Origin of the sequence: Staphylococcus sp. HMSC62B09 (genome assembly GCF_001839115.1) — a bacterium.
In the GTDB taxonomy this organism is placed as follows: Bacteria; Bacillota; Bacilli; order Staphylococcales; family Staphylococcaceae; genus Staphylococcus; species Staphylococcus haemolyticus.
In genome coordinates this window covers 68,921-95,088 of the sequence record NZ_KV840121.1, presented here as the reverse complement: position 1 = coordinate 95,088, position 26,168 = coordinate 68,921, and the positions used below count along the sequence as shown (strand labels likewise).

General features: G+C 32.6%; 23 protein-coding genes and 2 pseudogenes. 8 read left to right on the top strand and 17 right to left on the bottom strand.

The window, feature by feature from the left end; genetic code table 11:
* Window positions 1-56: 56 nt before the first annotated feature.
* From HMPREF3265_RS03855 to fakB1, 8 genes and pseudogenes are all read right to left on the bottom strand, one after another.
* Window positions 57-872 (bottom strand): annotated as a pseudogene (locus HMPREF3265_RS03855) (oxidoreductase).
* A gap of 398 nt (window positions 873-1,270) precedes the next feature.
* Window positions 1,271-2,128: a COG3942 and LysM peptidoglycan-binding domain-containing protein gene (locus tag HMPREF3265_RS03850; RefSeq protein WP_176743853.1), complete on the bottom strand. Its 858-nt coding sequence runs from the start codon at window positions 2,126-2,128 to the stop codon at window positions 1,271-1,273.
* Window positions 2,129-2,387: 259 nt separating this feature from the next.
* Window positions 2,388-3,504 (bottom strand): peptide chain release factor 2 gene (gene prfB / locus HMPREF3265_RS03845; protein WP_110709505.1). Its coding sequence is split into 2 segments (ribosomal slippage): window positions 2,388-3,431 and window positions 3,433-3,504, totalling 1,116 coding nucleotides; the frame shifts between segments, so codons are not numbered across the junction.
* Between the two features lie 103 nt (window positions 3,505-3,607).
* A complete protein-coding gene (gene secA, locus HMPREF3265_RS03840) occupies window positions 3,608-6,145 on the bottom strand; it encodes a preprotein translocase subunit SecA (RefSeq protein WP_070861054.1) in 2,538 nt (845 codons plus the stop codon).
* 430 nt (window positions 6,146-6,575) lie between these two features.
* Window positions 6,576-7,154 carry a ribosome hibernation-promoting factor, HPF/YfiA family gene (gene hpf, locus HMPREF3265_RS03835; RefSeq protein WP_037548740.1) on the bottom strand — a complete coding sequence of 193 codons (579 nt, stop codon included), beginning with the start codon at window positions 7,152-7,154 and terminating at the stop codon, window positions 6,576-6,578.
* 61 nt (window positions 7,155-7,215) lie between these two features.
* The gene (locus HMPREF3265_RS03830) at window positions 7,216-7,890 is read right to left on the bottom strand and encodes a ComF family protein (protein ID WP_037548715.1); all 675 of its coding nucleotides are present in this window, start codon (window positions 7,888-7,890) and stop codon (window positions 7,216-7,218) included.
* On the bottom strand, window positions 7,883-9,139 hold the full coding sequence (locus tag HMPREF3265_RS03825; RefSeq protein ID WP_176743852.1) for a DEAD/DEAH box helicase family protein: 1,257 nt from the start codon (window positions 9,137-9,139) through the stop codon (window positions 7,883-7,885). The genes HMPREF3265_RS03830 and HMPREF3265_RS03825 overlap by 8 nt, the downstream gene beginning before the upstream one ends.
* A gap of 146 nt (window positions 9,140-9,285) precedes the next feature.
* The gene (fakB1, locus tag HMPREF3265_RS03820; protein ID WP_037548680.1) at window positions 9,286-10,152 is read right to left on the bottom strand and encodes a fatty acid kinase binding subunit FakB1; all 867 of its coding nucleotides are present in this window, start codon (window positions 10,150-10,152) and stop codon (window positions 9,286-9,288) included.
* Window positions 10,153-10,295: 143 nt separating this feature from the next.
* Between fakB1 and HMPREF3265_RS03815 the strand changes: the two genes are divergently transcribed.
* Complete coding sequence (locus HMPREF3265_RS03815; protein WP_070861053.1) at window positions 10,296-10,937, top strand: YigZ family protein; 642 nt, start codon at window positions 10,296-10,298, stop codon at window positions 10,935-10,937.
* A 60-nt stretch (window positions 10,938-10,997) separates the two neighbouring features.
* Here HMPREF3265_RS03815 and HMPREF3265_RS03810 read toward each other — a convergent pair whose 3' ends face one another.
* Window positions 10,998-12,083, bottom strand: a complete 1,086-nt coding sequence (locus HMPREF3265_RS03810) for a glycosyltransferase family 4 protein (protein WP_037548644.1) — start codon at window positions 12,081-12,083, stop codon at window positions 10,998-11,000.
* A 363-nt stretch (window positions 12,084-12,446) separates the two neighbouring features.
* Here HMPREF3265_RS03810 and HMPREF3265_RS03805 point away from each other — a divergent pair, with 363 nt between their 5' ends.
* The 4 genes from HMPREF3265_RS03805 (at window position 12,447) to pepT (ending at window position 16,257) form a co-directional block, all read left to right on the top strand.
* Window positions 12,447-13,511: a GGDEF domain-containing protein GdpS gene (locus HMPREF3265_RS03805; RefSeq protein WP_037548627.1), complete on the top strand. Its 1,065-nt coding sequence runs from the start codon at window positions 12,447-12,449 to the stop codon at window positions 13,509-13,511.
* Window positions 13,512-13,740: 229 nt separating this feature from the next.
* Complete coding sequence (locus tag HMPREF3265_RS03800; protein ID WP_037548609.1) at window positions 13,741-14,502, top strand: threonine/serine exporter family protein; 762 nt, start codon at window positions 13,741-13,743, stop codon at window positions 14,500-14,502.
* A gap of 16 nt (window positions 14,503-14,518) precedes the next feature.
* Window positions 14,519-15,013 (top strand): threonine/serine exporter family protein, encoded by a 495-nt coding sequence (locus HMPREF3265_RS03795; protein ID WP_037548592.1) that lies wholly within the window; start codon window positions 14,519-14,521, stop codon window positions 15,011-15,013.
* Window positions 15,014-15,027: 14 nt separating this feature from the next.
* On the top strand, window positions 15,028-16,257 hold the full coding sequence (gene pepT, locus HMPREF3265_RS03790; protein ID WP_053035994.1) for a peptidase T: 1,230 nt from the start codon (window positions 15,028-15,030) through the stop codon (window positions 16,255-16,257).
* A 75-nt stretch (window positions 16,258-16,332) separates the two neighbouring features.
* Here the strand turns inward: pepT and HMPREF3265_RS03785 are convergent, their stop codons facing one another.
* The 3 genes from HMPREF3265_RS03785 to HMPREF3265_RS03775 form a co-directional block, all read right to left on the bottom strand.
* Window positions 16,333-17,454 (bottom strand): glycerate kinase, encoded by a 1,122-nt coding sequence (locus HMPREF3265_RS03785; RefSeq protein WP_037548565.1) that lies wholly within the window; start codon window positions 17,452-17,454, stop codon window positions 16,333-16,335.
* 310 nt (window positions 17,455-17,764) lie between these two features.
* Window positions 17,765-18,085: a bacillithiol system redox-active protein YtxJ gene (gene ytxJ / locus HMPREF3265_RS03780; RefSeq protein ID WP_011276412.1), complete on the bottom strand. Its 321-nt coding sequence runs from the start codon at window positions 18,083-18,085 to the stop codon at window positions 17,765-17,767.
* A 132-nt stretch (window positions 18,086-18,217) separates the two neighbouring features.
* Window positions 18,218-19,093 (bottom strand): EMYY motif lipoprotein, encoded by an 876-nt coding sequence (locus HMPREF3265_RS03775; RefSeq protein ID WP_037548548.1) that lies wholly within the window; start codon window positions 19,091-19,093, stop codon window positions 18,218-18,220.
* A 109-nt stretch (window positions 19,094-19,202) separates the two neighbouring features.
* On the opposite strand from HMPREF3265_RS03775, the gene HMPREF3265_RS03770 reads away from it, so the two are divergent.
* From HMPREF3265_RS03770 to HMPREF3265_RS03760, 3 genes are all read left to right on the top strand, one after another.
* On the top strand, window positions 19,203-19,718 hold the full coding sequence (locus HMPREF3265_RS03770) for a GrpB family protein (protein ID WP_037549157.1): 516 nt from the start codon (window positions 19,203-19,205) through the stop codon (window positions 19,716-19,718).
* Window positions 19,719-19,807: 89 nt separating this feature from the next.
* The gene (murB, locus tag HMPREF3265_RS03765; RefSeq protein WP_037548545.1) at window positions 19,808-20,731 is read left to right on the top strand and encodes a UDP-N-acetylmuramate dehydrogenase; all 924 of its coding nucleotides are present in this window, start codon (window positions 19,808-19,810) and stop codon (window positions 20,729-20,731) included.
* A gap of 32 nt (window positions 20,732-20,763) precedes the next feature.
* Entirely contained in the window at window positions 20,764-21,078 is a 315-nt protein-coding gene (locus HMPREF3265_RS03760; RefSeq protein ID WP_037549153.1) for a CHY zinc finger protein, read from the top strand.
* A gap of 62 nt (window positions 21,079-21,140) precedes the next feature.
* On the opposite strand, the pseudogene HMPREF3265_RS03755 reads toward HMPREF3265_RS03760, so the two are convergent.
* The 5 genes and pseudogenes from HMPREF3265_RS03755 to HMPREF3265_RS03735 form a co-directional block, all read right to left on the bottom strand.
* Window positions 21,141-22,145, bottom strand: a pseudogene (locus tag HMPREF3265_RS03755) (siderophore ABC transporter substrate-binding protein); the annotation flags it as partial.
* A gap of 42 nt (window positions 22,146-22,187) precedes the next feature.
* The gene (locus tag HMPREF3265_RS03750) at window positions 22,188-23,225 is read right to left on the bottom strand and encodes a ferrated catecholamine ABC transporter substrate-binding lipoprotein SstD (protein WP_037548541.1); all 1,038 of its coding nucleotides are present in this window, start codon (window positions 23,223-23,225) and stop codon (window positions 22,188-22,190) included.
* Between the two features lie 115 nt (window positions 23,226-23,340).
* Complete coding sequence (locus HMPREF3265_RS03745) at window positions 23,341-24,123, bottom strand: iron ABC transporter ATP-binding protein (protein WP_037548537.1); 783 nt, start codon at window positions 24,121-24,123, stop codon at window positions 23,341-23,343.
* On the bottom strand, window positions 24,120-25,079 hold the full coding sequence (locus HMPREF3265_RS03740) for an iron chelate uptake ABC transporter family permease subunit (protein WP_037548534.1): 960 nt from the start codon (window positions 25,077-25,079) through the stop codon (window positions 24,120-24,122). Before HMPREF3265_RS03740 ends, HMPREF3265_RS03745 begins: the two co-directional genes overlap by 4 nt.
* Window positions 25,069-26,037: an ABC transporter permease gene (locus HMPREF3265_RS03735; RefSeq protein WP_037548531.1), complete on the bottom strand. Its 969-nt coding sequence runs from the start codon at window positions 26,035-26,037 to the stop codon at window positions 25,069-25,071. Before HMPREF3265_RS03735 ends, HMPREF3265_RS03740 begins: the two co-directional genes overlap by 11 nt.
* Between the last annotated feature and the right edge of the window lie 131 nt (window positions 26,038-26,168).

The window sequence follows — 26,168 nt, the reverse complement described above, 5'->3', positions numbered from 1 at the left end:
TGAACTATCGAGGTGTCTTATGTATACAATTTGTCGAATGATTATATTACGATTCGTTAAATTGAATTTGAAGCTTTCATCATTTTATCAAATACCTTGGTTGGCAATATAGCATGTAAAAATTCAAAGGATTTAGCTGCAAATCCTGTTAGATAACGTGGTTTAGGTTTATTACTATCTATTGCTTTTGCAATCGCTTTTGTTACTACCATTGGATTTGAAAGCATATTAGAATGATATTGCTTTTTCATACTTTGAGTCACTTTCATCGCAGTAGCTTCATAGGCACCGCCTTTTACAGAATCAGCTAGTTTATCAGCAGCGATGATCCCCCAATCTGTTTTAATCCCACCTGGTTCAATAATAGATACTTCTATCCCGAATTCCTCTACTTCCATTCGTAAAGAATCGCTAAAGGCTTCTAATGCATATTTCGTAGCATGATACCAAGCGCCAAAATAAGTTGTAAGTCGTCCACCCATAGATGAAATATTAATGATATGTCCTGATTTTTGTGCTCTCATATGTGGTAAAACTAGCAGTGTAATACGTGCTCAACTAAATATATTTACTTCAAATTACTGTTTCGCTTATTCAATTGTGACATCTTCGATTGCACCATATGAACCATAACCGTCATTATTAACGAGTACATCAATTCTTCCTTCGTTTTCGATAATAGTATCGATTGCCGTTTTGATTGAATCTTCATTTGTTAAATCTAATTTTAATGGGTTCACCTGTTTTATGTTTTCAAGACTTTCTATCCACCGACTAGCGCCATAAACTATATTTCCCTGTACTGCTAAATATTCTGCTGTTTTATAACCAATACCACTTGTTGCTCCTGTAATTAAAATGACTTTTCCCATAAACGGTTCCATCTTTATATTCTATTTTGAAAACACGATTATACGTAAAAAGCACAAATCTATTATTAAAAATTCGCTTACATTGAGCTTACTTCAATACATAACAATTATTTCATTTTTCTTTTATTAACCAATATATACTAGTTACACAGGAATGTATTGTGATAAGTATTTTAATTAAAGATTAGATTGTTTTCCTAAAATGTACAGAAAGCGGTTCCTAACCATTTATATAAAATACCCCCCTTGCTCTAACTATGCCGCGCTAATTCGTTTAATCTTCCTATAAATTTCTATAAAACGGCATTATTCAAAAAAAGAGCTCAATAACTATGCTAAATTGCATAGCCATTGAACTCTGACATCTGAATATATTAAAAATAATGTCTATAAACTTGTTAGTGAATAAAATTATAGCTCGAAGTGTTTGTAATTGTTCTATTTGTAACATGGTTATAATGACCATTCCAGTTCATTTCTGAAACATATACTGATCCATCTTGATTAACATGTTCCACGACACCTACATGACCATAATAACCAGCAGTTGTTTGGAAAATAGCACCTACTTCTGGGCGATTATCTACTGTTAATCCGGCATTTTTTGCTGAGTATGCCCAGTTATTAGCATTACCCCAATAACTACCAATTGAGCGTCCTAATTGTTGTCGTCGATCAAATGCATAGTATGTACAATTTCCGAAACTATAACGGTTACCTTGATTGGCAGTTGTAACATGTTGATACGATACTGGTGTATTCACTGATGAGTGGTATGAATCGTGCGTAGCAGTTGTAGGTGCACTTGTAGGTACAATATTGTAACCAGTCACATTTGTTGTGCTAGCACTTAGCGATTGAGGTACCACATCTCTTTGATTAAATACTGTGGTTTCTGCATAAGTTTGTGCATAATTGATCTCTTTATTTTCTAATTTTGCTGCACCTTTTTCACTTACTGCAATTAAGTCACCTGGATGAATTAATGCAGTTACACCTGGGTTAAAGTTATATAATTGTTCAAGTGATAAGTGATGTGATAACGCAATTTGGTATAATGTATCACCAGCTTTAACTTTAACGATATCTTTATTTGTTAATCCTAGATTTGTTTCTTGCTCCGCTTGACTATTGTAAGTATTTGATTGTTGTGAAGTTGTATGTGTTGAATTTGTATATTCTTGTGCATTAGCTAAACCACTTAAACCTGCTAAAGCTGCAATAGAAGTCAATGTTACTGTAAGAGTCTTATTAATCATGTTGTCATTCCTTTGTTGTTTTATATTATTATTCTTTTATACTGTAGCACAACATATTTTGTAGAAGTTCAATGTTATCGGCTTGTAATATAAAGGTTAAAAAGGGCTTAAATAACATATGAAATTGTATACTCTAGTAATAAATAACATTACATTTTACATTTACTTAGCTATTATTTAGATTCTCAAAAAATAAAGAGTAAGACAATGAATTCAAAACGAACTCTATCTCACTCCTATTTTCAATTCTATTACATTAATTGTCACTTTGATTCATTGTATATCTTAAATACGATTCAATAAATGGTCCAATCTCCCCATCCATGACTGCATCAACTTTACCAGTCTCTTCATTTGTTCGATGATCTTTTACCATAGAATAAGGATGGAAAACATATGAACGAATTTGGCTTCCCCAACCAATTTCTTTTTGTTCACCACGTATTTCAGCCATTTCACGTTCTTGCTCTTCTAATTTTAATTGGTATAATTTAGCTTTTAACATTTTCATCGCTGCTTCACGGTTTTTAATTTGTGAACGTTCATTTTGGTTATTGACTACGATGCCTGTTGGATGGTGTGTAATTCGAATTGCAGATTCTGTTTTATTTATATGCTGACCTCCAGCACCTGATGCTCTAAATGTATCTACTGTAATATCGTCAGGATTAATTTCTATTTCAATTTCATCATTATTAAATTCCGGAATGACATCACATGAGGCAAATGACGTGTGACGGCGCCCAGATGAATCAAATGGAGAAATTCTAACTAGTCTATGAACACCTTTTTCGGCTTTTAAATAACCATACGCATTATGCCCTTTAATTAACAATGTGACACTTTTGACGCCCGCTTCATCACCTGGTAAATAATCAACAGTTTCAACTTTAAACCCTTGTTGTTCACCATAACGTTGGTACATACGTAGTAACATACTAGCCCAGTCTTGTGATTCAGTACCACCAGCACCCGGATGTAATTCTAAAATTGCATTATTCGCATCATGTGGACCATCTAATAATAATTGCAATTCAAACTGATCAACTTTCTCTTTGAAGTCAAGAACATTTTGTTCTAAATCACTCTTTACATCATCATCTAACTCTTCTTGTAATAATTCCCAAGTTGCCGTCATATCCTCAACTTCTTCTTCTAATTCATGATAACCATTTACAACTGATTTTAATGCATTATTTTTATCAATAACATCTTGTGCTTTATTTTGATCATCCCAAAAGTCAGGTTCAGTCATCATTTCTTCATATTCTTGAATATTTGTCTCTTTATTTTCAAAGTCAAAGAGACCCCCTAATTTGTGCTAAGTTGTTACGATATTCATCTATATTTCGCTTAATTTCAGATAATTCCATATTTATCTCTCCTATTCTTACCTAATTCATATTTGATAGGATATGTAAAAAGTAGGAGCGTGAATTCTTTTTCACAACTCCCACTTATTATTAAACATAAAACCTATTCTTCTTTTCCATGACAATTTTTATATTTCTTGCCACTACCACATGGACATGGGTCATTACGACCAACTTTGTCGCCTTTAACAATAGGTTGTTTTTTAGCTTTTTCTTTGCCATCTTCAGCAGAGACATGTTGAGCTGTTCCAAAGTCAGTTGTTTTCTCTCTTTCTATATCTTCATCAACTTGAATTACAGATTTAAGGATGAATTTAGATGTATCTTCCTCAATATTTTGCATCATCATATCAAATAACTCATGACCTTCATTTTGATAATCACGAAGTGGATTTTGTTGTGCATATGAACGTAAATGGATACCTTGACGTAATTGATCCATAGTATCAATATGATCTGTCCAGTGAGTATCTATAGAGCGTAGTAATATCATACGCTCAAATTCAGCCATTTGGTCACCAATTTTGGCTTTTTGGCTTTCATATACTTTTTCAATTTTAGACCAAACTACTTCGAAGATGTCTTCAGAATCTTTACCGTTAATTTCTTCTTCTTTAAGATCGCCTTCTTGTAAAAAGACATCATTAACGTAATTAATAAACGGAGCGTAGTCAGGATTGTCATCTTCTTCACTTATATGATAGGTCACACCACGTTGTAATGTAGAACGTAACATTGCATTAACTAATTGTGAACTATCCTCTGAATCGATAATATTGTTTCTTTCATTGTAGATAATTTCACGTTGCTTACGTAACACTTCATCGTATTCAAGTATACGTTTACGTGCATCAAAGTTGTTACCTTCAACACGTTTTTGAGCAGATTCAACAGCGCGGGATACCATTTTTGATTCAATAGGAGTCGAATCATCCATGCCTAAACGGTTCATCATTTTTTGAAGTCTTTCAGAACCGAAACGAACCATTAATTCATCTTGAAGTGATAAATAGAAACGACTATCCCCTCTATCACCTTGACGACCAGAACGACCACGTAATTGGTCATCTATACGTCTAGATTCATGTCGTTCAGTACCAATAACTGCTAAACCGCCAATTTCTTCTACACCTTCACCTAGTTTAATATCAGTACCACGACCAGCCATGTTTGTCGCTATTGTCACAGCACCTTTTTGTCCTGCATTTGCAACAATTTCCGCTTCACGTTCGTGGTTTTTAGCGTTTAATACATCGTGTCTAATACCACGTTTTTTAAGTAAATTAGAGATATATTCACTTGTTTCAACCGCAACAGTACCTAAAAGAACGGGTAGACCTTGTTTATGTTTTTCGACTACGTCTTCAACGACTGCATCAAATTTACCTTTTTGACTAATGTAAATTAAATCAGATTTATCATCACGTTGAACAGGTTTATTCGTAGGAATTTGTGTAACCGTCATATTATAAATATTACGGAATTCTTCTTCCTCTGTTTTTGCAGTACCAGTCATACCAGCTAATTTATTATACATACGGAAATAGTTTTGGAAAGTAATGGATGCCATTGTTTTCGATTCATTTTGAATTTTAACTCCCTCTTTAGCTTCTATCGCTTGGTGAAGCCCTTCAGAGAAACGACGACCTGGCATTGTACGTCCAGTAAATTGGTCAACAATGAGTACTTCTCCATCAACAACCATGTAGTCCACGTCACGTTGTAATGTTACGTGTGCTTTTAATGCTGTATTAATGTGACTAATAACTTCCACATTCTGTACATCATATAAATTTTCAATTTTAAACATACGTTCAGCTTTGTCTGCACCTTGTTCAGTTAAATGCACTGCTTTTGTCTTTTCATCATATTTATAATCATCTTCAGCTTTTAACATTTTGGCGAACACATTTGCTTGTGTATATAATGACGTAGATTTTTCTGCTTCCCCAGAGATAATTAAAGGCGTTCTAGCTTCATCAATTAAAATAGAGTCTACCTCATCGATGATTGCAAAATGTAATGGTCTCATTACACGCTCTTCGGCATAGTTCACCATATTATCTCTTAAATAATCAAATCCTAATTCATTATTCGTACTATAAGTAATATCTTGAGCATAGGCTTCACGTTTTTCATTCGTTGATTTACTATTTAAATTTAATCCTACAGTTAGGCCTAAGAATTCATATAACTCTGCCATTTCTTCACTTTGAACACTAGATAAGTATTCGTTAACTGTGATTACGTGCACACCACGACCTGCAAGCGCATTTAAATACGTAGGCATCGTCGCTGTTAAAGTTTTACCTTCACCGGTTCTCATTTCAGCGATATCACCTTTATGAATGGCGATACCACCCATTACTTGCACTTTATAAGGTGTCATATTAAAGACACGTTTTGACCCTTCTCTTACTAAAGCATATGCTTGAGGTAAGATTTTATCTAGATAGTCATTTTGTTTTTTTACATCTTCAATTTCTTGTACTTCTTGTTGAAATTGCTTCGTCTTATTTTTAATTTCTTCATCAGTTAAGATAGCCATATCTTCCTCTAATGAAAGTACTTCATCGGCTATTTTACTTAGACGTTTAGTTTCTTTTTTATTGCTGTCAACAATTTTTGATAAAAATCCCATTACGTCCGCTCCTTTAGCTTAAAAACTGTTTGGCTTACAACAGTTTATCATATCATTTATACTTTAGAATTTATACTTAAATACTCATATAAGTGCGACGCTTAATTGTGCGCAACTTAAATAACTTATTTCCTTTTTCCCCTAATTTGAATCGCTAAGCCTAATTTATTATTTAAATATCCAATTACCTCATTACATTAGCACAGCATGATATTAGCGTCCACGAATTACTATAATATTAGTTACAAAAAAGAGTGGAACAGAATTCATTTTGAATTCATCGTCCCACCCTTATAAGGATAACTATAACTGAGTGTATTTTATTATTATTACCTTCTCAGCTTAGTTATATCTGCAAATTGTCATTGTGAACTTAAAACCATAAATATATTTCAAAATTGATTTAAATTAATAACTTACTATTAATCAATTATTCAGTCGTTTCAATTAATCCATATTTACCGTCTTTACGTTTATAAACAATACTTGTACCATCTGTTTCACGATCAGTGAAGATATAGAAATCATGTCCTAATAATTCCATTTGTAATACTGCTTCTTCAGAATCCATTGGTTTTAAGCTAAATTGTTTAGAACGAATAATCTCAATTTCACTATCATTTGTTGGTTCAGCATTAATGTCATCAACATTTTCTGGCGGTGCTTCTTGTACTTCAGCTACAAACGCTTCTGGTTCTCCATGCGTTTTATGCTTACGATTAACACGTGTTTTATATTTACGTACTTGACGTTCTAATTTGCTAGTAACTAAATCAATACCTGCATATAAATCATCATGTCTTTCTTCTGCTCTTAATGTAACATTCTTCAATGGAATTGTTACTTCGATTTTAGTTGTAGAATTTTGATACGTTTTTACTTTTACGTGTGCGACTGCATTAGGCACATCGTTAAAATAACGTTCAAGTTTACCAATTTTGTCCTCAATATAGTTGCGGATGGCATCTGTAATAGTGAGGTTATCTCCATGAATTTCAAATCTAATCATAGCTATCTCTCCTTTAACCTCTTATGTTGGTAATTCTTACTATTATAATACCACGTTTAACCTATCTTGAAAACGTAAACACTTTGAATTTTCTGACATTTTTATCGTATAATTTACACCCTGCATGATGAATTGTTAATCCTGTTGTATAAATATCATCAACGAGTAATATTTCTTTATCGGTTAAATCCACATCTTCTTTAATATAAAAAGGATTCATAGCTCTTGCTCTCTCTACTTTCCCAAGTTTTGACTGTTTGGGACGCAATTCAGTTGCCAAAAGGTTCGAATATTGAACCCCCATTTTTTCTAATACTGTTGCGACTGGGTTAAATGTTCTTTGAGTGTCTCGTTCAATTGGAGATGGAATAGGTACAATCAGATCACAAGATGTTTTTGGTAAGTTGAGTTGTGAGGCTATAACCTCAGCTAAATAATAATCTTTCATTAGTTTGTATTGCTGTATCATTTCTTTCATAATACCGGAATATTCGTAGTCACAATAAAGCTGTTCCATTAGTTTAAAATTTTTAGCTAAAAATTGACAATCCAAGCAGTCATTTTCTTTATTATCCCGATAATTTAAGCACTTAGGACAACGTTGGTCATTCTTAATTAATTTCACACTATCCCACATTTCTAGACATGATGAACACATACGTTGAGGTACTTGATAAAAGTTAAAAACATTAAGCGATTCATATATTGGCAATCCGCATTGTATACATTTAACCAATTACCCACCCACTTTCTATACCTAATCGATTCATTTTTTTAATTTCTCTTTTAGCTTGTATCATAGCTATACTTACACCTTCATGCATAAATATCACTTTTCCTGTAGGTGCTTCTTGTTTACGACCAACCCGACCCGCAATTTGAATAAGTGCAGCCTTTTCAAAAGTATGTGCGTTGATGACAATGACATCTAATTGTGCCATTGTGAAACCTCTTTCTAGAATTGTTGTCGTAAAAACGATAGCATGTTCACCGTTTCGTAGTGCTTGAACTTTGCTAAATCGTAGTGCATCTTTGCTTGAAACATAGATTAAATCTGAAAAGTGGTAACGATAATGTTGGTACGTCTCTACCATCAATTCAATATTGTTAAAGAATACTAGTGTGTATCGTTTTTCGTTAATTTGATTCATTAAAATTCTTTTCAATTTAAGTTGTATATGCTTAACGTTTAATTTGAAATATGTGAAATTGGGGACTGGTAGTGGATGTTTATGGAAACGTGCAGGTAAGGTAATGATTTGCTCAGAAGACAAACGGTTCAACAGCTCTTTCGGAGGTGTTGCCGTCATAAATATGTGGCTATGCTTTTGTTTTGATGATAATCGAATCGCCTCCATAAGCCGAGGATCCATTGATAAAGGAAAGGCATCAACTTCGTCGATAAATATAACATCAAAGTGAGATTTAAATCTAAACAATTGATGAACGGTTGCAACAATGAAGTGACCATTATATTGTTGTTGGCTACTTTGGTGTAATACATCTATGTCTTCTGAATTGAATGCTTCTTTAATGCGCAAACTAATTTCTACTACAACATCTACTCTTGGGGATACTATGGCTACATTAAACCCAAGTTGGCGTGCTACCCGTATACCTTCATACATCATTTCAGTCTTACCCGCACCAGTAACCGCATATAATAATAATGGTTGAAGCGTTTTAATTGCTTGTACAATGGCCTCTGAAGCATATTGTTGTTGTTCTGATAATTGAAAGGGTAAGTCGTAATATCCATCAGAAATAGAATTCTCACTTTGCGTAATCCTAAATTCTGTAATATTGTCCATGCGCCCCAATTGTATACAATACCTACAATAAATAATACGTTCTTCTGAAAAAGGTGTTTCATATTCATACATATAACGTTTGTCTATATTGCCACATTGAAGACATTGATAACCATCATCTGTAGCGATAATACCAGGTGTAACTTGAGTAACTGTCTCATCACTTAACGTCACATCTGGACTAACTAACTTTCCGTAGAATTTTATTACGAATCACTCCTTATAAAATAAAAAAGCCTAAAAGATGTTAAAAAAAGTATTGAAACACTATGTGATAAACAATACTTTCTTAAACGCTTTTAGACTTAAATTATAAACAATTAATTAATTTCGATTTTTCTTGGGAAATATCCTAAACCTAATCCGCCTGAACCAAGGTGAGATGCAATAACTGGTCCAAATTCTGAATACTGGATATTGATGTTTGGATATGTCTCTTTTAAATGGTTATAAAAGTCTTTACCTTCATCAATTTTATCACCATTGATTACAAAAACGGTCACTTCATCAATGTCTTTAATAATTTCAAAGATATTCTTTTCTAATGTATTAAGTGCACGTTTTTTAGTACGTACCCTTTCAAAAGGATGAATTTTGCCATCTTTTTCGAAACGAAGTACAGGTTTCATTTTTAATAATGTTCCAACCCATGCTTGAGCACCAGTTATACGTCCACTTTTTTGTAAATTCTTAAGATCATCAACAATTAAGTAAGCGCCAGCTTGTTCTCGGATTTCTTGTAATTCTTCAATAATTACTTCTGGTGTAAATCCTTTGTCAATGAGTTCTTTAGCATAGATTGTATAACTTCCTTCAATCATCGCTGCCAATTTACTATCAAACGTATGAACATTGACACCTTCTACCATTTCTCCAGCTTGTGTAGCTGATTGATAGCTGCCACTTATACCACTTGATAAAGCAATCACAATAATATCAGTGTAGCCTTTATCTCTTAACTTCTCATAATTCTCAATCCATTCCCCAATAGCCGGTTGACTTGTTGTTGGGAATGTTTTAGATGAGGCCATTTTATTATAAAAACGTTCAATTGGTACGTTATCATTCTCAGTAAACGTTTCTCCATCATCAAATGTAACACTTAATGGTGCAATAGGTATCTCATATTGGTCCATAAAGTCTTGTGGTAGATACCCAGTTGAATCTGCCATTAATGCGATTTTCATAGTAGTCCTCCTCAATTATACTCAAAGCTATTATAAATTATTTTTATTGAAAAAGAAATTCATAATCAGATATTTATTCATTTAAAATGAAGCGTGTATAATAAAGGTCAAATATTCTTTTTATATATTGGAGGTGAACATCTTTGAGCAATCATATTATTACGATTAAACAGGAACATTCGATTGAAAATGTCATTAATAAATCTAGATTCATCGCACACATCAAACCTGTTTCATCAGAGGATGAAGCTAAAGCATTCATAAACGAAATTAAGCAGCAACATAAAGAGGCTACGCATAACTGTTCAGCTTATACAGTTGGTGATCAAATGAATATTCAGAAAGCCAATGATGATGGTGAACCAAGTGGCACTGCGGGTGTCCCTATGCTTGATATATTAAAAAAATTAGATGTACATAATGTTTGTGTCGTTGTTACTCGATACTTTGGGGGTATTAAACTTGGTGGTGGCGGACTTATACGGGCATATAGTGGTGCTGTTAGCGACATCATTTATGATGTAGGACGTGTAGAACTACGTGATGCTATTCCTACTACCGTGACTATCAATTATGATTTAACTGGAAAGTTAGAATATGAATTGGCCTCTACAACGTACTTACTAAGAGATACCACTTATACCGATAAGGTTAGTTATCAAATTGATGTCGTACAAACTGAATATGATGACTTTATTGCATTTTTAAATAAGAACACAGCTGGTAATTTCGAATTGCATGAAGCAGACGTAAAGAAATTACCATTTGATATACCCACTAATTAATAAAAAACCTTGTTTGTATAACACTACCTAATCATTTAAGTAGTTATTACAAACAAGGCTTTATTTTTTATCATGTTGATCTACACCATTATCACCGTGATGTTGTTCATTCTTTTTTGTTATTAAATTAAGTATCGGACGGTAACTATCATCAATCAAACCTGTAAATTCAACAATCAATTCAATTGTGATAACAATTAAAATGAACATTATGAGTACACCTAAAGGTTGAGATAAGTATAAAATGATACTTGATAAACTAAATAAAATCGCTATTGAATAAATTAATAATACTGTTTGTCTATGGCTATATCCTAAAGCTAAAAGTTTATGATGCAAATGCGACTTATCTGCTTGCATAATATGCTGACCATTTCGCATTCTTCGAATCATTGCAAATAACGTATCAATAAATGGTACAGCTAAAATCACAATTGGGAAAAACAATGAAATAAATGTGATGTTCTTAAAGCCAAGTAAGGATAGAAAACCAATGATAAATCCTATCAGTAGTGCACCACTATCCCCTAAAAAGATCTTAGCTGGGTGAAAGTTGAAACATAGAAATCCTAATAATGATCCTATTAGTACACTACAAATCATAATAATAAATACATTAGCCTGTAAAATCGCAATAAAAGCAATTGTAATAAGACCAATTGCAGATACTCCAGAAGCCAGTCCGTCTAAACCATCAATTAAATTGATAGCATTAGTTATCGCCACAATCCAAATAATGGTAATCGGTATACTTAATATTCCAAAATGAATTGTCGGGCCCATAGGAAACGAAATAAAATCTATTGTAATTCCATAAAATGCTACGATTGAAGCTGCGACAATTTGACCAATTAACTTTAAAATAGGCTTTAAATCATAAATATCATCAATTAATCCTACTAAATACATAACTATAGCCCCCATAACTAAGGGCTTAACTTCTCTTTCAATCGGATGTCCAAGCCAGATTCCTATTAAGAAAGAAAGTAGTATAACAGTACCACCCAATACTGAAACTGGTTTTGTATGTACTTTTCTAAAATTTGGCCTATCTACTAAATCAAATTTAATAGAGACCTTTATAATCATAGGTGTTAATATTAAACTGATTACCAATGTTACAGCAATAAGTAGTAAAGTATACATCAGTTCACCTTCAATAAATCTCTTTTAATTTTACACATTTGCAAGTTATCTATTCATTCTATTTAAACAATTTTCGAATCAATTTTGTATTGGACTATAGTTGTAATTTACTAACTATTCTTTAAATAGTTCATTAAACTTCAACTATTTTACCCTATTTCTTCAAATTAATCTTTATTTTTAATTAATTGTAAATTTTTTGTAAAGATAATCAATTTATATCATATCATTTCAGTATTCATTTGAATATAAAAGTTCAAATATTCTATCTATTTTATTTATGTTATCTGATACAACTTAATGACAAATGGTAAGTTTTCACTTACAATAACTAATGGTTAAATTAAAGGAGTCGATTCCAATATGATTGAATCTATCATTTATAATGTTGCAGTTATGGTAGCTGGCATTTATTTATTTCATCGATTACAATATTCCGAAAATAAAATAATGGTCTTTTCAAAAGGCTATGTCACTGTATTAATGACGATTGTTGCATTGCTACTTGCAGCTTATCCAATTCCATTCCATCAAGAGTATTTAGTTCATTTAACATTTGTCCCATTGTTATTTTTAGGACGCTTTACTAATATGGGCTATACACTTGTATCGGCAGTTATCGTTGCTTTAGTAGAAGTGTTCGCATTCGGAAACTCACTTCTTTATGGTGTAGTACTTATAGTAATAGGTATCATTGTAAGTATGGTTGGACCTTTTTTAAAACAAAATGACATTGTAGCTTTAGTCGTTTTAAATTTGATTAGTGTTATTATTTTACTTATTTTATCTATCTTTAGTCCGCTATATGATCTTACTGAAATCGCATTTTTAGTCCCAATTTCATTCGTTTTAACCATCGCTTCTGCAATTACATTTGTTGATATGTGGCACTTCTTTTCATTAGTCACACGCTATGAGAATGAAGATAAGTTTGACTATCTTACTGGACTAGGTAATGTAAAAGAATTTGATAGACATTTAAATCATGTATCTCAGATTGCTGAGGATAAAAATGAAAGTCTTGCCTTATTATTAATTGATATAGATGGTTTTAAAGATGTAAATGATACGTATTCACATAAATCTGGAGATGCTGTGCTCAAACAAATGTCACAGTTATTAAAGAATTATGTACCAAAGCAGTTTCAAATTTTTCGTAATGGTGGCGAAGAATTTTCAGTTGTGATTCGTAATTACTCATTGGATCAAAGCGTTAAATTAGCTGAAAATATTCGAACAGGTGTTGAAAAGTCTTCATTCCACTTACCAAATAAGGAAGTCATAAAATTATCTGTCTCTATTGGTGTAGGTTACCTATCGCAAGATGACCATAAATCACAACGAAAAGTCTTCAAAGATGCCGATGATATGGTTCACGTTGCTAAGAATGAAGGTCGTAATCAAGTGATGTTTAATCCAATCATTTAATTATAGAAACGTAAAAAAAGTCAACATATTGATTAACCAAATTATTAAGATATCTGGTTATCTAAATATGTTGACTTTTTATATGTAATTATACTTAATTTCATGTTAGCAACGGCCTAGATGTGGTATGAATACTAAACGTACTATTGCAAGTTGTATGTGCAAGTTGTACACTTCAAATTGTCTATTGAAATAAATTCAACTATCTAATGTTACGGAGGTGCCGTTTATGTCAGATTCAATCACTATTATCGATGAAAATAAAGTGATTGATGTAGTTTTAATAGCTGGTAGAATTCTTCTAGAAGCTGGTGCGGAAACTTATCGTGTTGAAGATACGATGAATCGTATAGCTCATAGTTATGGTTTACATGATACATATAGCTTTGTAACATCAACAGCCATTATCTTTTCACTCAATGATCGAACAAATACACGACTTATTAGAATCCGTGAACGTACTACAGATTTAGAAAAAATCGCACTCACTAATAGTTTATCTAGAAAAATTTCCAGAAATGAATTAACCATTGATGAAGCAAAATCTGAATTAATTCATTTGCGCCGAGCATCATTGCAATATTCATTTTTACTAAACTTTTTTGCTGCTGCAATTGCCTGCGGATTCTTTTTATTCATGTTTGGCGGTGTAGCATCTGACTGCTGGATTGCTGTTATAGCTGGTGGAGCTGCTTTTCTAACTTTTAGTTTAGTACAGCGTTTTATTAAAATTAAATTCTTCTCAGAATTCGTTGCTTCCGCTGTCGTCATCACGATTGCAGCCACATTTACCAAACTTGGTATTGCCACGAATCAAAATATCATTACCATTTCAAGTGTAATGCCACTTGTACCTGGTATATTAATCTGTAATGCAATTCGAGATTTAATGGCTGGTGAATTAATAGCTGGAATGTCTAGAGGCGTGGAAGCTGCATTAACTTCATTCGCCATCGGTGCTGGTGTAGCCATCGTTTTACTAATTATTTAAGAAAGGCTGTTTATAAATGTTATTTTATTTATTCCATTTTACTATTAGTTTCATTTCTACAGTACTCTTCTCAATTATTTTTAATGCACCGAAGCGACTACTCGCAGCATGTGGTTTTGTAGGTGCTGTAGCATGGACAATTTATCAATTCACTGTAGATATGGATTTAGGAAAAGTAGGTGCCTCATTTCTAGGAAGTTTAATACTCGGGTTACTTAGCCATGTTATGAGTCGTCGTTATAAGCACCCTGTTATCATTTTTATAGTGCCCGGAATTATTCCACTTGTTCCAGGTGGAACTGCATATGAAGCAACACGTTATCTAGTCTCAAATGATTATACGCAAGCAGTGAATACTTTCTTAGAAGTTACACTTATTTCTGGTTCAATCGCATTCGGCATTTTAGTAGCAGAAATCCTCTACTATATTTACACACGTATAAAGCAGTATTATGATAAAATTAAAGGTAAAACATATAGAAAATCTTATAATATGAATAATAGAGTCTAAGGGGATGTTTTGCTATGAAAGCACAGCTTATAGATAGATTATCACGTTACGTAAAAATCGATACACAATCTAATCCGGAATCTTCAACCACACCTTCAACTGAGAAGCAATGGGATTTATTGCGTTTATTACAACAAGAACTTGAAGGTTTTGGCTTAGAAACGGATCTCGACGACAATGGATATTTATTTGCGACGTTAGAAAGCAATGTATCTTTCGACGTCCCTACCGTTGGGTTCCTGGCACATGTTGATACATCACCAGATTTTAATGCCAGCAACGTGAATCCGCAAATTGTAGAACAATATGATGGTAAAACAATTAAATTAGGTGATACTGGTCGAGTATTGAGTCAAGAAACTTTTCCAGAATTAAAAAAACTTGTAGGTCATACGCTAATGATTACTGACGGCACATCACTGTTAGGTGCAGATGATAAAGCTGGAGTTGTCGAAATCATGGAAGCAGTAAAATGTTTAATAGAACACCCAGAAATCAAGCATGGTCGAATCCGTATCGCATTCACGCCAGACGAAGAAATTGGACGAGGTCCTCATAAATTCGATGTGGAACGTTTCAATGCAGATTTCGCTTATACAATGGACGGCAGTGAATTTGGAGAATTACAATTTGAAAGTTTTAATGCCGCTGAGGCTAAGATAACTACACATGGTGTGAATGTCCATCCAGGATCTGCTAAAAACATCATGGTCAATGCTATCTCATTAGGCCATCAATTTCATAGTCTACTACCCGCTGGCGAAGTTCCTGAACGTACGGAAGGCTATGAGGGATTTTATCATTTGATGAAATTCGAAGGTAATGTTGAGAAAGCAACGTTACAATATATCATTCGTGATCATGATAGAGAATCATTCGAATTACGTAAGAAAAAATTATTAGAAATTCGTGACGATATTAATGTCCATTATGAAGATTTCCCAGTGAAAGTAGATATAGAAGATCAATATTATAATATGGCTGAAAAGATTGAACCACATCCATATATTATTGATATTCCTAAAAAAGTGTTCAATGATTTAAGTATAGAACCAAACACTGCACCTATTCGTGGTGGAACAGATGGTTCACAATTATCATTTAAAGGCTTACCAGCTCCTAATATATTTACAGGTTGCGGTAATTTCCATGGACCTTTTGAATATGCATCTATCGATGTAATGGAGAAAGCAGTGCAAGTCATCATTGGTATTGCTCAAGAAGTCACACATCACCATAAATAAACTTAATGAATAAGGCAAACCACAATTACCATGCTTATATAGGTAATTGCGGTTTGCCTTTTGTTAGTTATTCATTTATGCATTATTTAATGTCGTTTTTAATAATCTAAGTGCTTGAACAGTAAAGTGTCGAATTTGTATGCCCATTTTAAAGTCTGTGTATCTTTCTGGCATCTCAACGAAAGTATTAAACATTGCTGTAACATGGTACTGATCAAAGACATCAAATTTGTCATCAGTCGCACAAATAGCAATAGCAGGTTTACTATGTTTTTGTGCTAATTCTGCAATCGTTAAAGTCGTTGTTTCAAGTAAGTGATCCTCTTCTTTAACACCTTCACCAAAGATGATTAAATCCGCCTGAGAAACTAAATCATCTAAATGTGTTATTTGGTTAACCAATTCATGACTTGTTAATATTTCAGCATCGTACAATCCATTTAATAATGCTGCAATACCACCACCAGCGCCACCTCTTTCGATAGGGCCCATAGCAATTTTCATTTCATTTTTAACAAGCTCACTGAAGTACCAAATTAAATTATCTATTTCTGCCGCTTTTTCTCGTGTCATTTGATGTGTTTCATAAGTCTTCATAATTTCACTATGCTTACCATATAATTTACTAGAAAAATCAGACATCAATTTAATATGTGCATCTTTGAAATTTTGAGGTATTGCAGAAAAATCTATTCGACGAATAAATTTAATCACTTGAGCACCTTTACGTGCATCTAGAAGTTCTCCTTCATCATTATAGAATTGAGCACCTAAAGCTTGCATCATCCCAATACCACCATCGAAACTATCGATGCCACCAAGTGAAATAACAATGTTATAGGCTCCATTATTCAGTGCATCTATAATTACTTCTCCTAGACCGTAACTTGAACGTTGTTCAACCGGTTTTTGTCCTTTTACAAATAAATTCCCCTCAATTATAGTTAATCCTTGTTCAGTTTGACCATAAACTGTTTCGACTTCCTTCATATCCGCATCATGCACATTTACTCTATATTTCGTACCTGATTGCCATAAGAACACCGAATCCATTAGTTCATGACGCCCATTAAATAATGGCACTTGTACAATATCAGCATCTTCAATTTGACTGGCTACCGCTTCTTCAACGAAGCGATTCGCTTGATAACTTGAGATTATACCGTTAAATTCATCCATTGCTACTAATATTTTCATCTGTTAATCACCTCATGCCATTTTCTTTATTTATATATTGATTTAGATGTTATACATTCGACTTCACTTTCACATTATACATGGGTTGTCTCTACTTTTCATAATAATAGCTGTTGCAAATAGATAAATAAAAACAGGAGTGACACGGAATTCATCTAGAATTCATTGCCCACTCCTGCATGGATGACTAGAGCTGAGAAGCCATTGTGTGGCCAGTCTCTCAGATCTGTCAGCTACTGCACTTTATAATGCAGTCTAAACTATTATTTTTAATTTAAACGCGTTTACTATTTTTAATTGTTGATAGTTATTATTCTTCAGCTTGAGCTAATGAAGATACATTAATATCACTGTGACTAGCATTCCAAGTTGCTTCACCATCAATAAAATAGAATGCTTGTGGCGATTCATGTTTCACATTTGTCTTTTCAGCGATATAGTCAGAAAGTTTTCTTTCTTCTTGAACGACTAAGTAATAGCCATCCATATCTCTTTCATATAAAAATTTATTAAATTGATCGTATGCATCTGCTGAGATTGGACAAGTATCACTATGTTTTAATACAAATACATATTTATTATCTTTAAGTACTTGCTCAAACTGGTCAATCGAACTCAGCTTTATAGCCATTCTATTCACCTCTAAAATTATTTATGCCCATGTTGCTCTTTATAATCTTTATAAACTACTCAATGGGTTCAATTATACACATTTCAAAGTCCATTGTTAACCAAAAATTTTAATTTTATCAACTATGTCTATCTATTGCTTTTTTAACTTTTTCAAATCTTCGTAAAAGCCACTATTATCCTTACTTAATTCTTTACCCGTTTTCGGTAACTTTTCTACATCAATTTTAGAAAGTTTTTTCTCTATTTCAATGGTAGTTTCTCGCGTGTCATAGTAATTCAGTAAATTATAATACATTTCAATCGCATTTTTGCGAGCACTGTTGACTTTTGGATCAGTAATATTGGTTTGGTTTAATTCTGTAATTTGCTTCTCAATTAACGGTTTAATATGTTCGTCAATTGCTTTCTTAGAATTAGTATCATCACTTTCTAAGTATTTTTGTGCAGCTTCTTTAAGATTTTGATTGTTACTTTCAATTTTAGATGTTAACTGATTGGCATCTTCTTGATTAGTTGACTTTTTAATTTGCGTTTCTACTTGTGAGCGATTACTTTCAAATAACTTTGTATAATCCAAGATATCTTCATTCGCCTTAATTGACTTATTACATAAATCTACAAAGGTTTTAATATCATATATAGATTGTTTTTCCTGTTTTACATTTTCTAAGTACTTGTTCTTTAAGTCTTTAACATCTTGATGTTCAGCTGGTAATTGTTTAGCTGACTTTTCATATTTTTTAAATTGAGGAATTAAGTGTTTGTTAATATCTTTCTGTAGTGCTTCAAACTCTCTTTTATTCTTATCAGTGGTGTCCGTCTTGCTCAATTGATCCAATTGTTTCAAGTGAATCTTGTCCATTACAGTTTTAAGATCTTTCTTCTCATCTTCAACCTTATTAAGTTGTGTTTGAAAATCCTTTAAGTCCGCGCTACTTTGATTGCCACACGATGAGAGCAATATGCCACATATCAACATTATAGAAAGTATTGCTAATTTCTTCATAAATGCACTCCTATCAACACGTATTATACCTAAAGCTATTTATATTGAAAATGATTTGTGTTATAGTATTTCAGAATTTGTCAAAACTTATAATTTAAAGGAGATACGAATGTACTCAACCGTTCAACCTTTTATTCATGGCGACACTCAATCTGAATATGACACATTATATCAAACAACCAAAACATCATTATTCAACTTACTAGATTCTCCTGTAAAGTTCACGCAACATATTGGAGGCACAAGTCATTTTAATTATGCAACTGAGCCCATTTTAGATGTTTTAGTTGGTGTAAATAATTTACATGATATCACAGCTCTAGATGAGAAACGATTAAATTATTTAGGCTTTTATCGTCTCCATCACCCCTATAAGAAGAAAGTTATGATGGCTAAATTCAATAATATGATTGATTTGAGACAAACCATTCGCCTACACATTATTCAAATGGACACACCCTTATTCGAACAGTATATTGAAGTAGACAAAGTGCTTGCAACACAATCAGATATAGCACGTCACTTTTCAGAAAAAAAGACTTCTATTATCCAACATGTTAATTATATAAGACCATACGAAAATCAAAAACAGAAATACTTTGAAGATATATTTCAAAAGTTGTAAAACTTTGAATTCTGTTGTCGTTTTCGCAAATCATCTATAAAATTGCTATAATAAAGATTAGATTATAGAAGAGAAGAAAGGATGTACTTATGTTAAAGCAAGAAGACATCTTACAAGATTTAAAATCCTTAATACCTGAAGATATTATTAAAGTAAATGAACCTTTAAAACGATATACATACACCGAGACAGGTGGAAATGCAGACTTTTATTTATCTCCCACTAAAAATGAGGATGTACAAGCTATTGTAAGATACGCTAAAGAAAAAGATGTCCCGGTCACATACCTCGGAAATGGGTCAAACATTATTATTCGTGAAGGCGGCATTCGTGGTATTGTTATTAGCTTATTATCATTAAAGCATATTAATGTTTCTGATGATGCTATTATTGCTGGAAGCGGTGCTGCAATTATCGATGTTTCACGTGCTGCTAGAGATCATGTGTTAACAGGTTTAGAATTTGCTTGTGGCATTCCAGGTTCTGTCGGAGGAGCTGTTTACATGAATGCTGGCGCATATGGTGGTGAAATCAAAGATTGTATCGACTACGCGCTTTGTGTTAATGAAGAAGGTGATTTAATTCAATTTACTAATAAAGAATTAGAATTAGATTACAGAAATAGTATTGTACAAAAGCAACATTTAGTTGTACTTGAAGCTGCTTTTACACTTGAACCAGGAAAATTAGACGAAATTCAAGCGAAGATGGATGACTTAACTGAACGTCGTGAGTCTAAACAACCACTAGAATACCCATCATGTGGTAGTGTGTTCCAAAGACCACCCGGTCATTTTGCAGGAAAATTAATACAAGATTCAGATTTACAAGGTTATCGCGTTGGTGGCGTAGAAGTTTCTAAAAAACATGCAGGATTCATGGTTAATGTAGATAATGGAACAGCTACTGATTATGAAGATTTAATTCATCACGTACAAAAAGTAGTGAAAGAAAAATTCGATGTCGAACTTCATCGTGAAGTTCGTATTATTGGAGAGCATCCTGAAGAATAGCAACTATATATGTTGATGGGAGACGATGAATGATGCCAAAGGTTTATGGCTCACTTGTAGACAATGAAACACGATGCACACATTACCATACTTTTTTAGATGTTATAGCAATAAAATTCAAATGCTGCAATAAATATTATTCGTGTTATCAATGTCACGAAGAACACGAAACACACCCTATCAAAAGATGGTCAGAACAAGAATTTGATCAAAAAGCAATTATGTGTGGTGTATGTAAACATGAAATGTCTATTCAAGATTATATGATGACAGAGCTATGTCCTAAATGCCAAGCACATTTTAATAGTCGTTGTAAATTCCACTATCATTTATATTTTGAATTATAATAAAGGCTTAGTAACGATTGAAAGATTGTTACTAAGCCTTTATACTTTACGTTTTTATTATTTTGATTTAACTCATCAAATTGTTTGATTGTTGTTGAAGTTGAACCATCGCTAAAGTACCATAGTTTAGGATCTAATTCATAAATATTACCATTTTTAACTGCATTTATATCTTTAATTACATCATTAGATAACGTTTGTTTTGCACTTGATTTGCCACTTACAACTTGTCCTCTATCCATTGCTAAGATAATATCAGGATTTTTACTTGTAATATACTCATTATTAATATTTTGGCCATGTGGACTTGCTTTGACATGCTCATCTGTAGGTTTAAATCCTAATGTATTGTAGATTAAACCTCCAAATCTACCACCTGGTCCAAATGTAGATAATTTACCTTCATTAACTAAAAGATACATTGCTTTCTTATCTAATTTTTCAACTTTCGCTTTTGTATCCGCTATTTTTTTATTCAACTCTTCAATTAATGATTTACCTTTATCTTCTTTACCATAAATTTTTCCTAATTTAGTTGTTACAGATTTCATATCATTTATATAATTTTTCTCACTGGCACCAACATAAACGATTTTAGTCTGGTGCAGCTTTTTTAAGTTCATCTATATTATTCACTGTTGCTGTTCTTCCAGAAATATAAATGACCTCTGGTTTGGCTTTAGCTATTTTATCAAAATTAATTTGTATTAAATTACCAGTATTGATGTATTTATCATCTTTGAATTCTGAAAGAAATTCAGGTAACGCAGTATTTTTCTCACCTTTAAGTAATCCAATAAAATAATGCGGTCTCGAACGCCAAACGCTTTTAATACATCAACGGCACCATAATCAAAGACAATTGCACGTTTTGGATTCTTCGGCACATCAACAGTTTCTTTAATTTCTTTGGTATCATTTTTATCTTTTTTCTCGCCTCTTGTCTTATAATTATTTTCAATTTGAACTATGTCTTTATTGTCATTCTTCTTCGAAGTATCATTGTTACCGTCAGAGCTTTTACCACACGCTGTTAAGACTAAAGCAAGACTTAATATTAAAAAAATATCGCCCTATTCTGGGCGATATTGAAAACTTATACCATCAATTTATTTATCGACTACTTCTTCTAATTCATCAATTTGTTTCATAGTTGTTGTAGTTGAACCAGAAGCAAAGTACCATAATTTAGGATCTAATTGATATACTTTATCATTTTTAACTGCTTTAACGTCTTTAATAACATTATTACTTAACACTTTTTTAGCAGTTGATTCTCCGCCTACAACTTCACCACGGTCCATTGCTAAAATAACATCTGGATTATGCTTGCTAATATATTCATTATTTACGTTTTGACCATGTGGACTATTGCTAACATTCTTATCTGCTGGTTTAAAGCCTAATGTATCAAATACTAAACCACCAAATCGACCTTTAGGACCAAATGTTGATAATTCACCTTCATTTACTAATAAATACATTACAGTTTTATTGAACTTCTTAGTTTCATCTTTCATTTCAGATATTTTTTCATCTAAGTCTTCGTTAATGTCTTTGGCTTTATCTACTTTGTCGTAAATTTTACCTAAGTTTTCAGTGTTTTTCTTCATGTCTTTAACTAAGTTTTTCTCATCCGCACCTACGTAAACGATTTTAGCGTCTGGTGCAGCTTTTTTGAATTCATCTAAATTCTTCTGATTTGCCGTTCTACCTGAGATAAATATAACTTCTGGTTTAGCAGCAGCTACTTTGTCGAAATTAACTTCTTTAAGATTTCCGGTGTTAACATATTTATCATCTTTAAATTCTTTTAAGAAATCAGGTAATGATTCGTTGTTTTCACCTTTTGGTAAGCCTTTTACTTTATCAGCCACACCTAATTCTTTAAGTACATCTAAAGCACCATAATCTAAGACTACTGCATTTTTAGGATTTTTAGGAACTTCAACAGTGTTGCTTACTTTCTTAGCGTCACTACCATCTTGTTCTTTACCTGAAGCTTCGAAATTATTTTTAATTTTCACAGTTTCTTTTGAATCTTTGCTATCACTCTTAGAACCTGAATCGTTACTACTTGATCCATTACTACAAGCTGATAAAACTAATACTAAAGATAATACTAAAAATAAGACTGTTTTTTTCATATGTACGACTCCTCTAAAAATATTTAACCTTTATGCTACGCATCAATTGGACTTCTCTCTTGTCTACGTCTTCGAATAGCATCACCCCTTTGAAATATCAGGTTAAATTATTTAATTATAAAAGTGAGTCAAAAGTGTCTTCATCGTAATACAAACAAATTCGTTGTCCTCTAATTTCTTCGATATGAACATCCATCTCGTATAATTGTTTTAAAATCTCAGCTTGTATAACGTTATCTTTTGTATCTGCTTTGACAATTTCACCATTTTTTAGTGCAATGATGTCATCTGAATAGCATGAAGCAAAATTTATATCGTGTAGAACAATGACAATCGTTTTATTTAAGTCTTTACAGAGGCGACGTAACGTCTGCATAATCTGTACAGAATGTTTCATATCTAGGTTGTTTAACGGTTCATCTAATAATATATAATCTGTATCTTGAGCAATTGTCATTGCAATATAAGCACGTTGTCTTTGACCACCAGATAACGTTTTTATGTTTCGATGACGAATATTCTGGAGTTGTAATAAGTCTAGTGCATATTCAACTTGTTCATAATCTTCTTTCTTCATACGACCTTTTGAATATGGAAATCGACCAAAATTAACTAATTGCTCAACTGTTATATTCATTTCTATATGATTTGTTTGTTTTAAAATACTTAATTTTTTAGCTAAATCATCATTTTTATAATCTACGACAGCTTTACCTTCAATCTTAATTGCTCCCTTTTCATACTCAAACAGACGACTAACAGCAGACAGTAAAGTACTTTTACCGGCGCCATTAGGTCCTATAAGCGATGTTAGTCTACCTTTTTGAATGTCGACGTTAATATTTTTTAAAATTGGCTTATTCTGTATAGCTTTGTCTAAATTTTTAATTTCAATCAATTTGCACTTCTCCTTTTGACAAGTAAGTAAATGAAGTAACTTCCACCGATTAAATCAATGATTAAGCTAAACTCTGTTGTCGCTTCAAATAAATTCTCAACGACCCATTGCGCCATAAATAAACTAATCCAACTAATTAATATCGTCGCTGGCAATATATATTTATGTTCATATGTCTTCATTAATTCATGGGCTAAATTTACAGTTAGTAATCCTAAAAATGTAACAGGACCAACTAAAGCAGTGGAAATAGAAACTAATAGTGCCACTAATATGAGTAGCAAGCGCGTCATTGTCTCGTAAGAAACACCTAAATTGATTGCTTGTGCTCTTCCAAGTAGTAGTACATCTAAATATGGACGCATTATCACGGTAATAATAATTAAGACAAGCAATAAACATATAGATACTAATACCAATCGTGAGTTTGAGGCTTCGAAACTCGCAAACATGGCACTTTGAACCGCTAAGAATGACTCAGGATCCATGATTAGCTGAATAAAGCTAGTAATGCTTCGGAAGAATGTTCCTAAGATGACTCCTACAAGTAAAATGAAATATACTGAGAAATGTCCTAATTTAAACATGCCTTCAAAAAGCAATAATGAAAATAAGACCATCGTAATTAACGTCACAAAAAAGTTTAAATACACATTTGTAACCACTGCTGCTTGCGTACCGACTAAAAAAACTGGCAACACTTTTACAAATAGATAAACAGAGTCGAGACCCATGATTGATGGTGTTAATAATCGATTCGTTGTTATCGCTTGAAATATAACAACTGATGCCCCTATAGCACCACCAACAATGAGTATAAGTATTAATTTTCTTAATCGACTCTGAAATTGATATTGAAAAATTTCAAAGTCTAAACCTACTAATAAGTAAAATGCTGCCATGCAAATTGTCGCAATAATTAATATGATGATTTTCTTGTTAGAACTAATTTGCATAATGCTTTCTACCTTTCATTAGTAAGATTAGGAATATCACTGTCCCAAATACACCTATAGTCAATCCAATATTAATTTCATAAGGATAAACGATTAATCTACCGATGATATCAGCGAATAATACAAATATTGACCCTAACATCAACGTATGTGGAAGTGCATTTTTCAGATGGTCCCCTCTATACATTGAAATAATATTTGGTACAATGAGACCTAAAAATGGCAAAGTACCTACAGTAACAACAACTAAAGCCGTCAATGCTGCTGTAATAAATAATGCAATGTTTATAATTTTTTCATAACTTACACCCAAATTATGACTAAAGTCTTTCCCCATACCAGCAATCGTAAAATGATTCGCAAAAATAAATGCGATAATGAGTAATGGAACTACAAGATAAAGCACTTCATAACGTCCGCTTGTGATAATTGCAAAGTTACCATTCATCCAGTTGCCAATACTTTGTAATGCATTGGTTCTTAACGCAATAAAAGTAGTAAAGCTAGATACAATACCACCTATCATAATTCCTAATAACGGTACGAATATAACTTCTTTAACACGAATCAAATTAATTAACTTCACAAATAAATATGTCCCTGCTAAACTCAATCCTACTGAAAATAACAACTTGATTAGGATGTGACCTTTCGGAAAAAAGATAAGCGAAATCAAAATACCTAACTTGGCCCACTCCATTGTTCCTACCGTAGTTGGACTTACAAATTTATTTTGCATCATCTGTTGCATAATTAATCCTGCTAACGCGAGTGAACTACCTGAAAGTAGGATACTAACCGTCCGTGGAATACGACTTGAGAACAAAATATTTTGTTGCTCTTCACTTAAGTGGAAAATATCTGAAAGAGAGAGCTGACTCACTCCAACAAATAAGGAGACTATAGTTAAACAAACTAATAAAATAAGTAAAACATAACCCTTAAATAAAAACTTCACTAATAATTCTCCTCATCTTGCTATATGTATTAAAATGATAATCGTTATAAACGATAATGATTATCATTGTTGTTAATATTAATATTAAAGATTACAGACGTGAATTTCAATAGTATTTTTATACATAAGTA

Coding starts and splice junctions, on each gene's coding strand:
- ytxJ (WP_011276412.1), bottom strand. CDS start 18,085: ATGGCTATAAAGCTGAGTTCGATTGACCAGTTTGAGCAAGTACTTAAA.
- HMPREF3265_RS03750 (WP_037548541.1), bottom strand. CDS start 23,225: ATGAAAAAAACAGTCTTATTTTTAGTATTATCTTTAGTATTAGTTTTA.
- HMPREF3265_RS03770 (WP_037549157.1), top strand. CDS start 19,203: ATGTACTCAACCGTTCAACCTTTTATTCATGGCGACACTCAATCTGAA.
- HMPREF3265_RS03795 (WP_037548592.1), top strand. CDS start 14,519: ATGTTATTTTATTTATTCCATTTTACTATTAGTTTCATTTCTACAGTA.
- secA (WP_070861054.1), bottom strand. CDS start 6,145: ATGGGATTTTTATCAAAAATTGTTGACAGCAATAAAAAAGAAACTAAA.
- HMPREF3265_RS03760 (WP_037549153.1), top strand. CDS start 20,764: ATGCCAAAGGTTTATGGCTCACTTGTAGACAATGAAACACGATGCACA.
- HMPREF3265_RS03805 (WP_037548627.1), top strand. CDS start 12,447: ATGATTGAATCTATCATTTATAATGTTGCAGTTATGGTAGCTGGCATT.
- HMPREF3265_RS03800 (WP_037548609.1), top strand. CDS start 13,741: ATGTCAGATTCAATCACTATTATCGATGAAAATAAAGTGATTGATGTA.
- pepT (WP_053035994.1), top strand. CDS start 15,028: ATGAAAGCACAGCTTATAGATAGATTATCACGTTACGTAAAAATCGAT.
- HMPREF3265_RS03785 (WP_037548565.1), bottom strand. CDS start 17,454: ATGAAAATATTAGTAGCAATGGATGAATTTAACGGTATAATCTCAAGT.
- HMPREF3265_RS03810 (WP_037548644.1), bottom strand. CDS start 12,083: ATGTATACTTTACTACTTATTGCTGTAACATTGGTAATCAGTTTAATA.
- HMPREF3265_RS03775 (WP_037548548.1), bottom strand. CDS start 19,093: ATGAAGAAATTAGCAATACTTTCTATAATGTTGATATGTGGCATATTG.
- murB (WP_037548545.1), top strand. CDS start 19,808: ATGTTAAAGCAAGAAGACATCTTACAAGATTTAAAATCCTTAATACCT.
- hpf (WP_037548740.1), bottom strand. CDS start 7,154: ATGATTAGATTTGAAATTCATGGAGATAACCTCACTATTACAGATGCC.
- fakB1 (WP_037548680.1), bottom strand. CDS start 10,152: ATGAAAATCGCATTAATGGCAGATTCAACTGGGTATCTACCACAAGAC.
- HMPREF3265_RS03740 (WP_037548534.1), bottom strand. CDS start 25,079: ATGCAAATTAGTTCTAACAAGAAAATCATCATATTAATTATTGCGACA.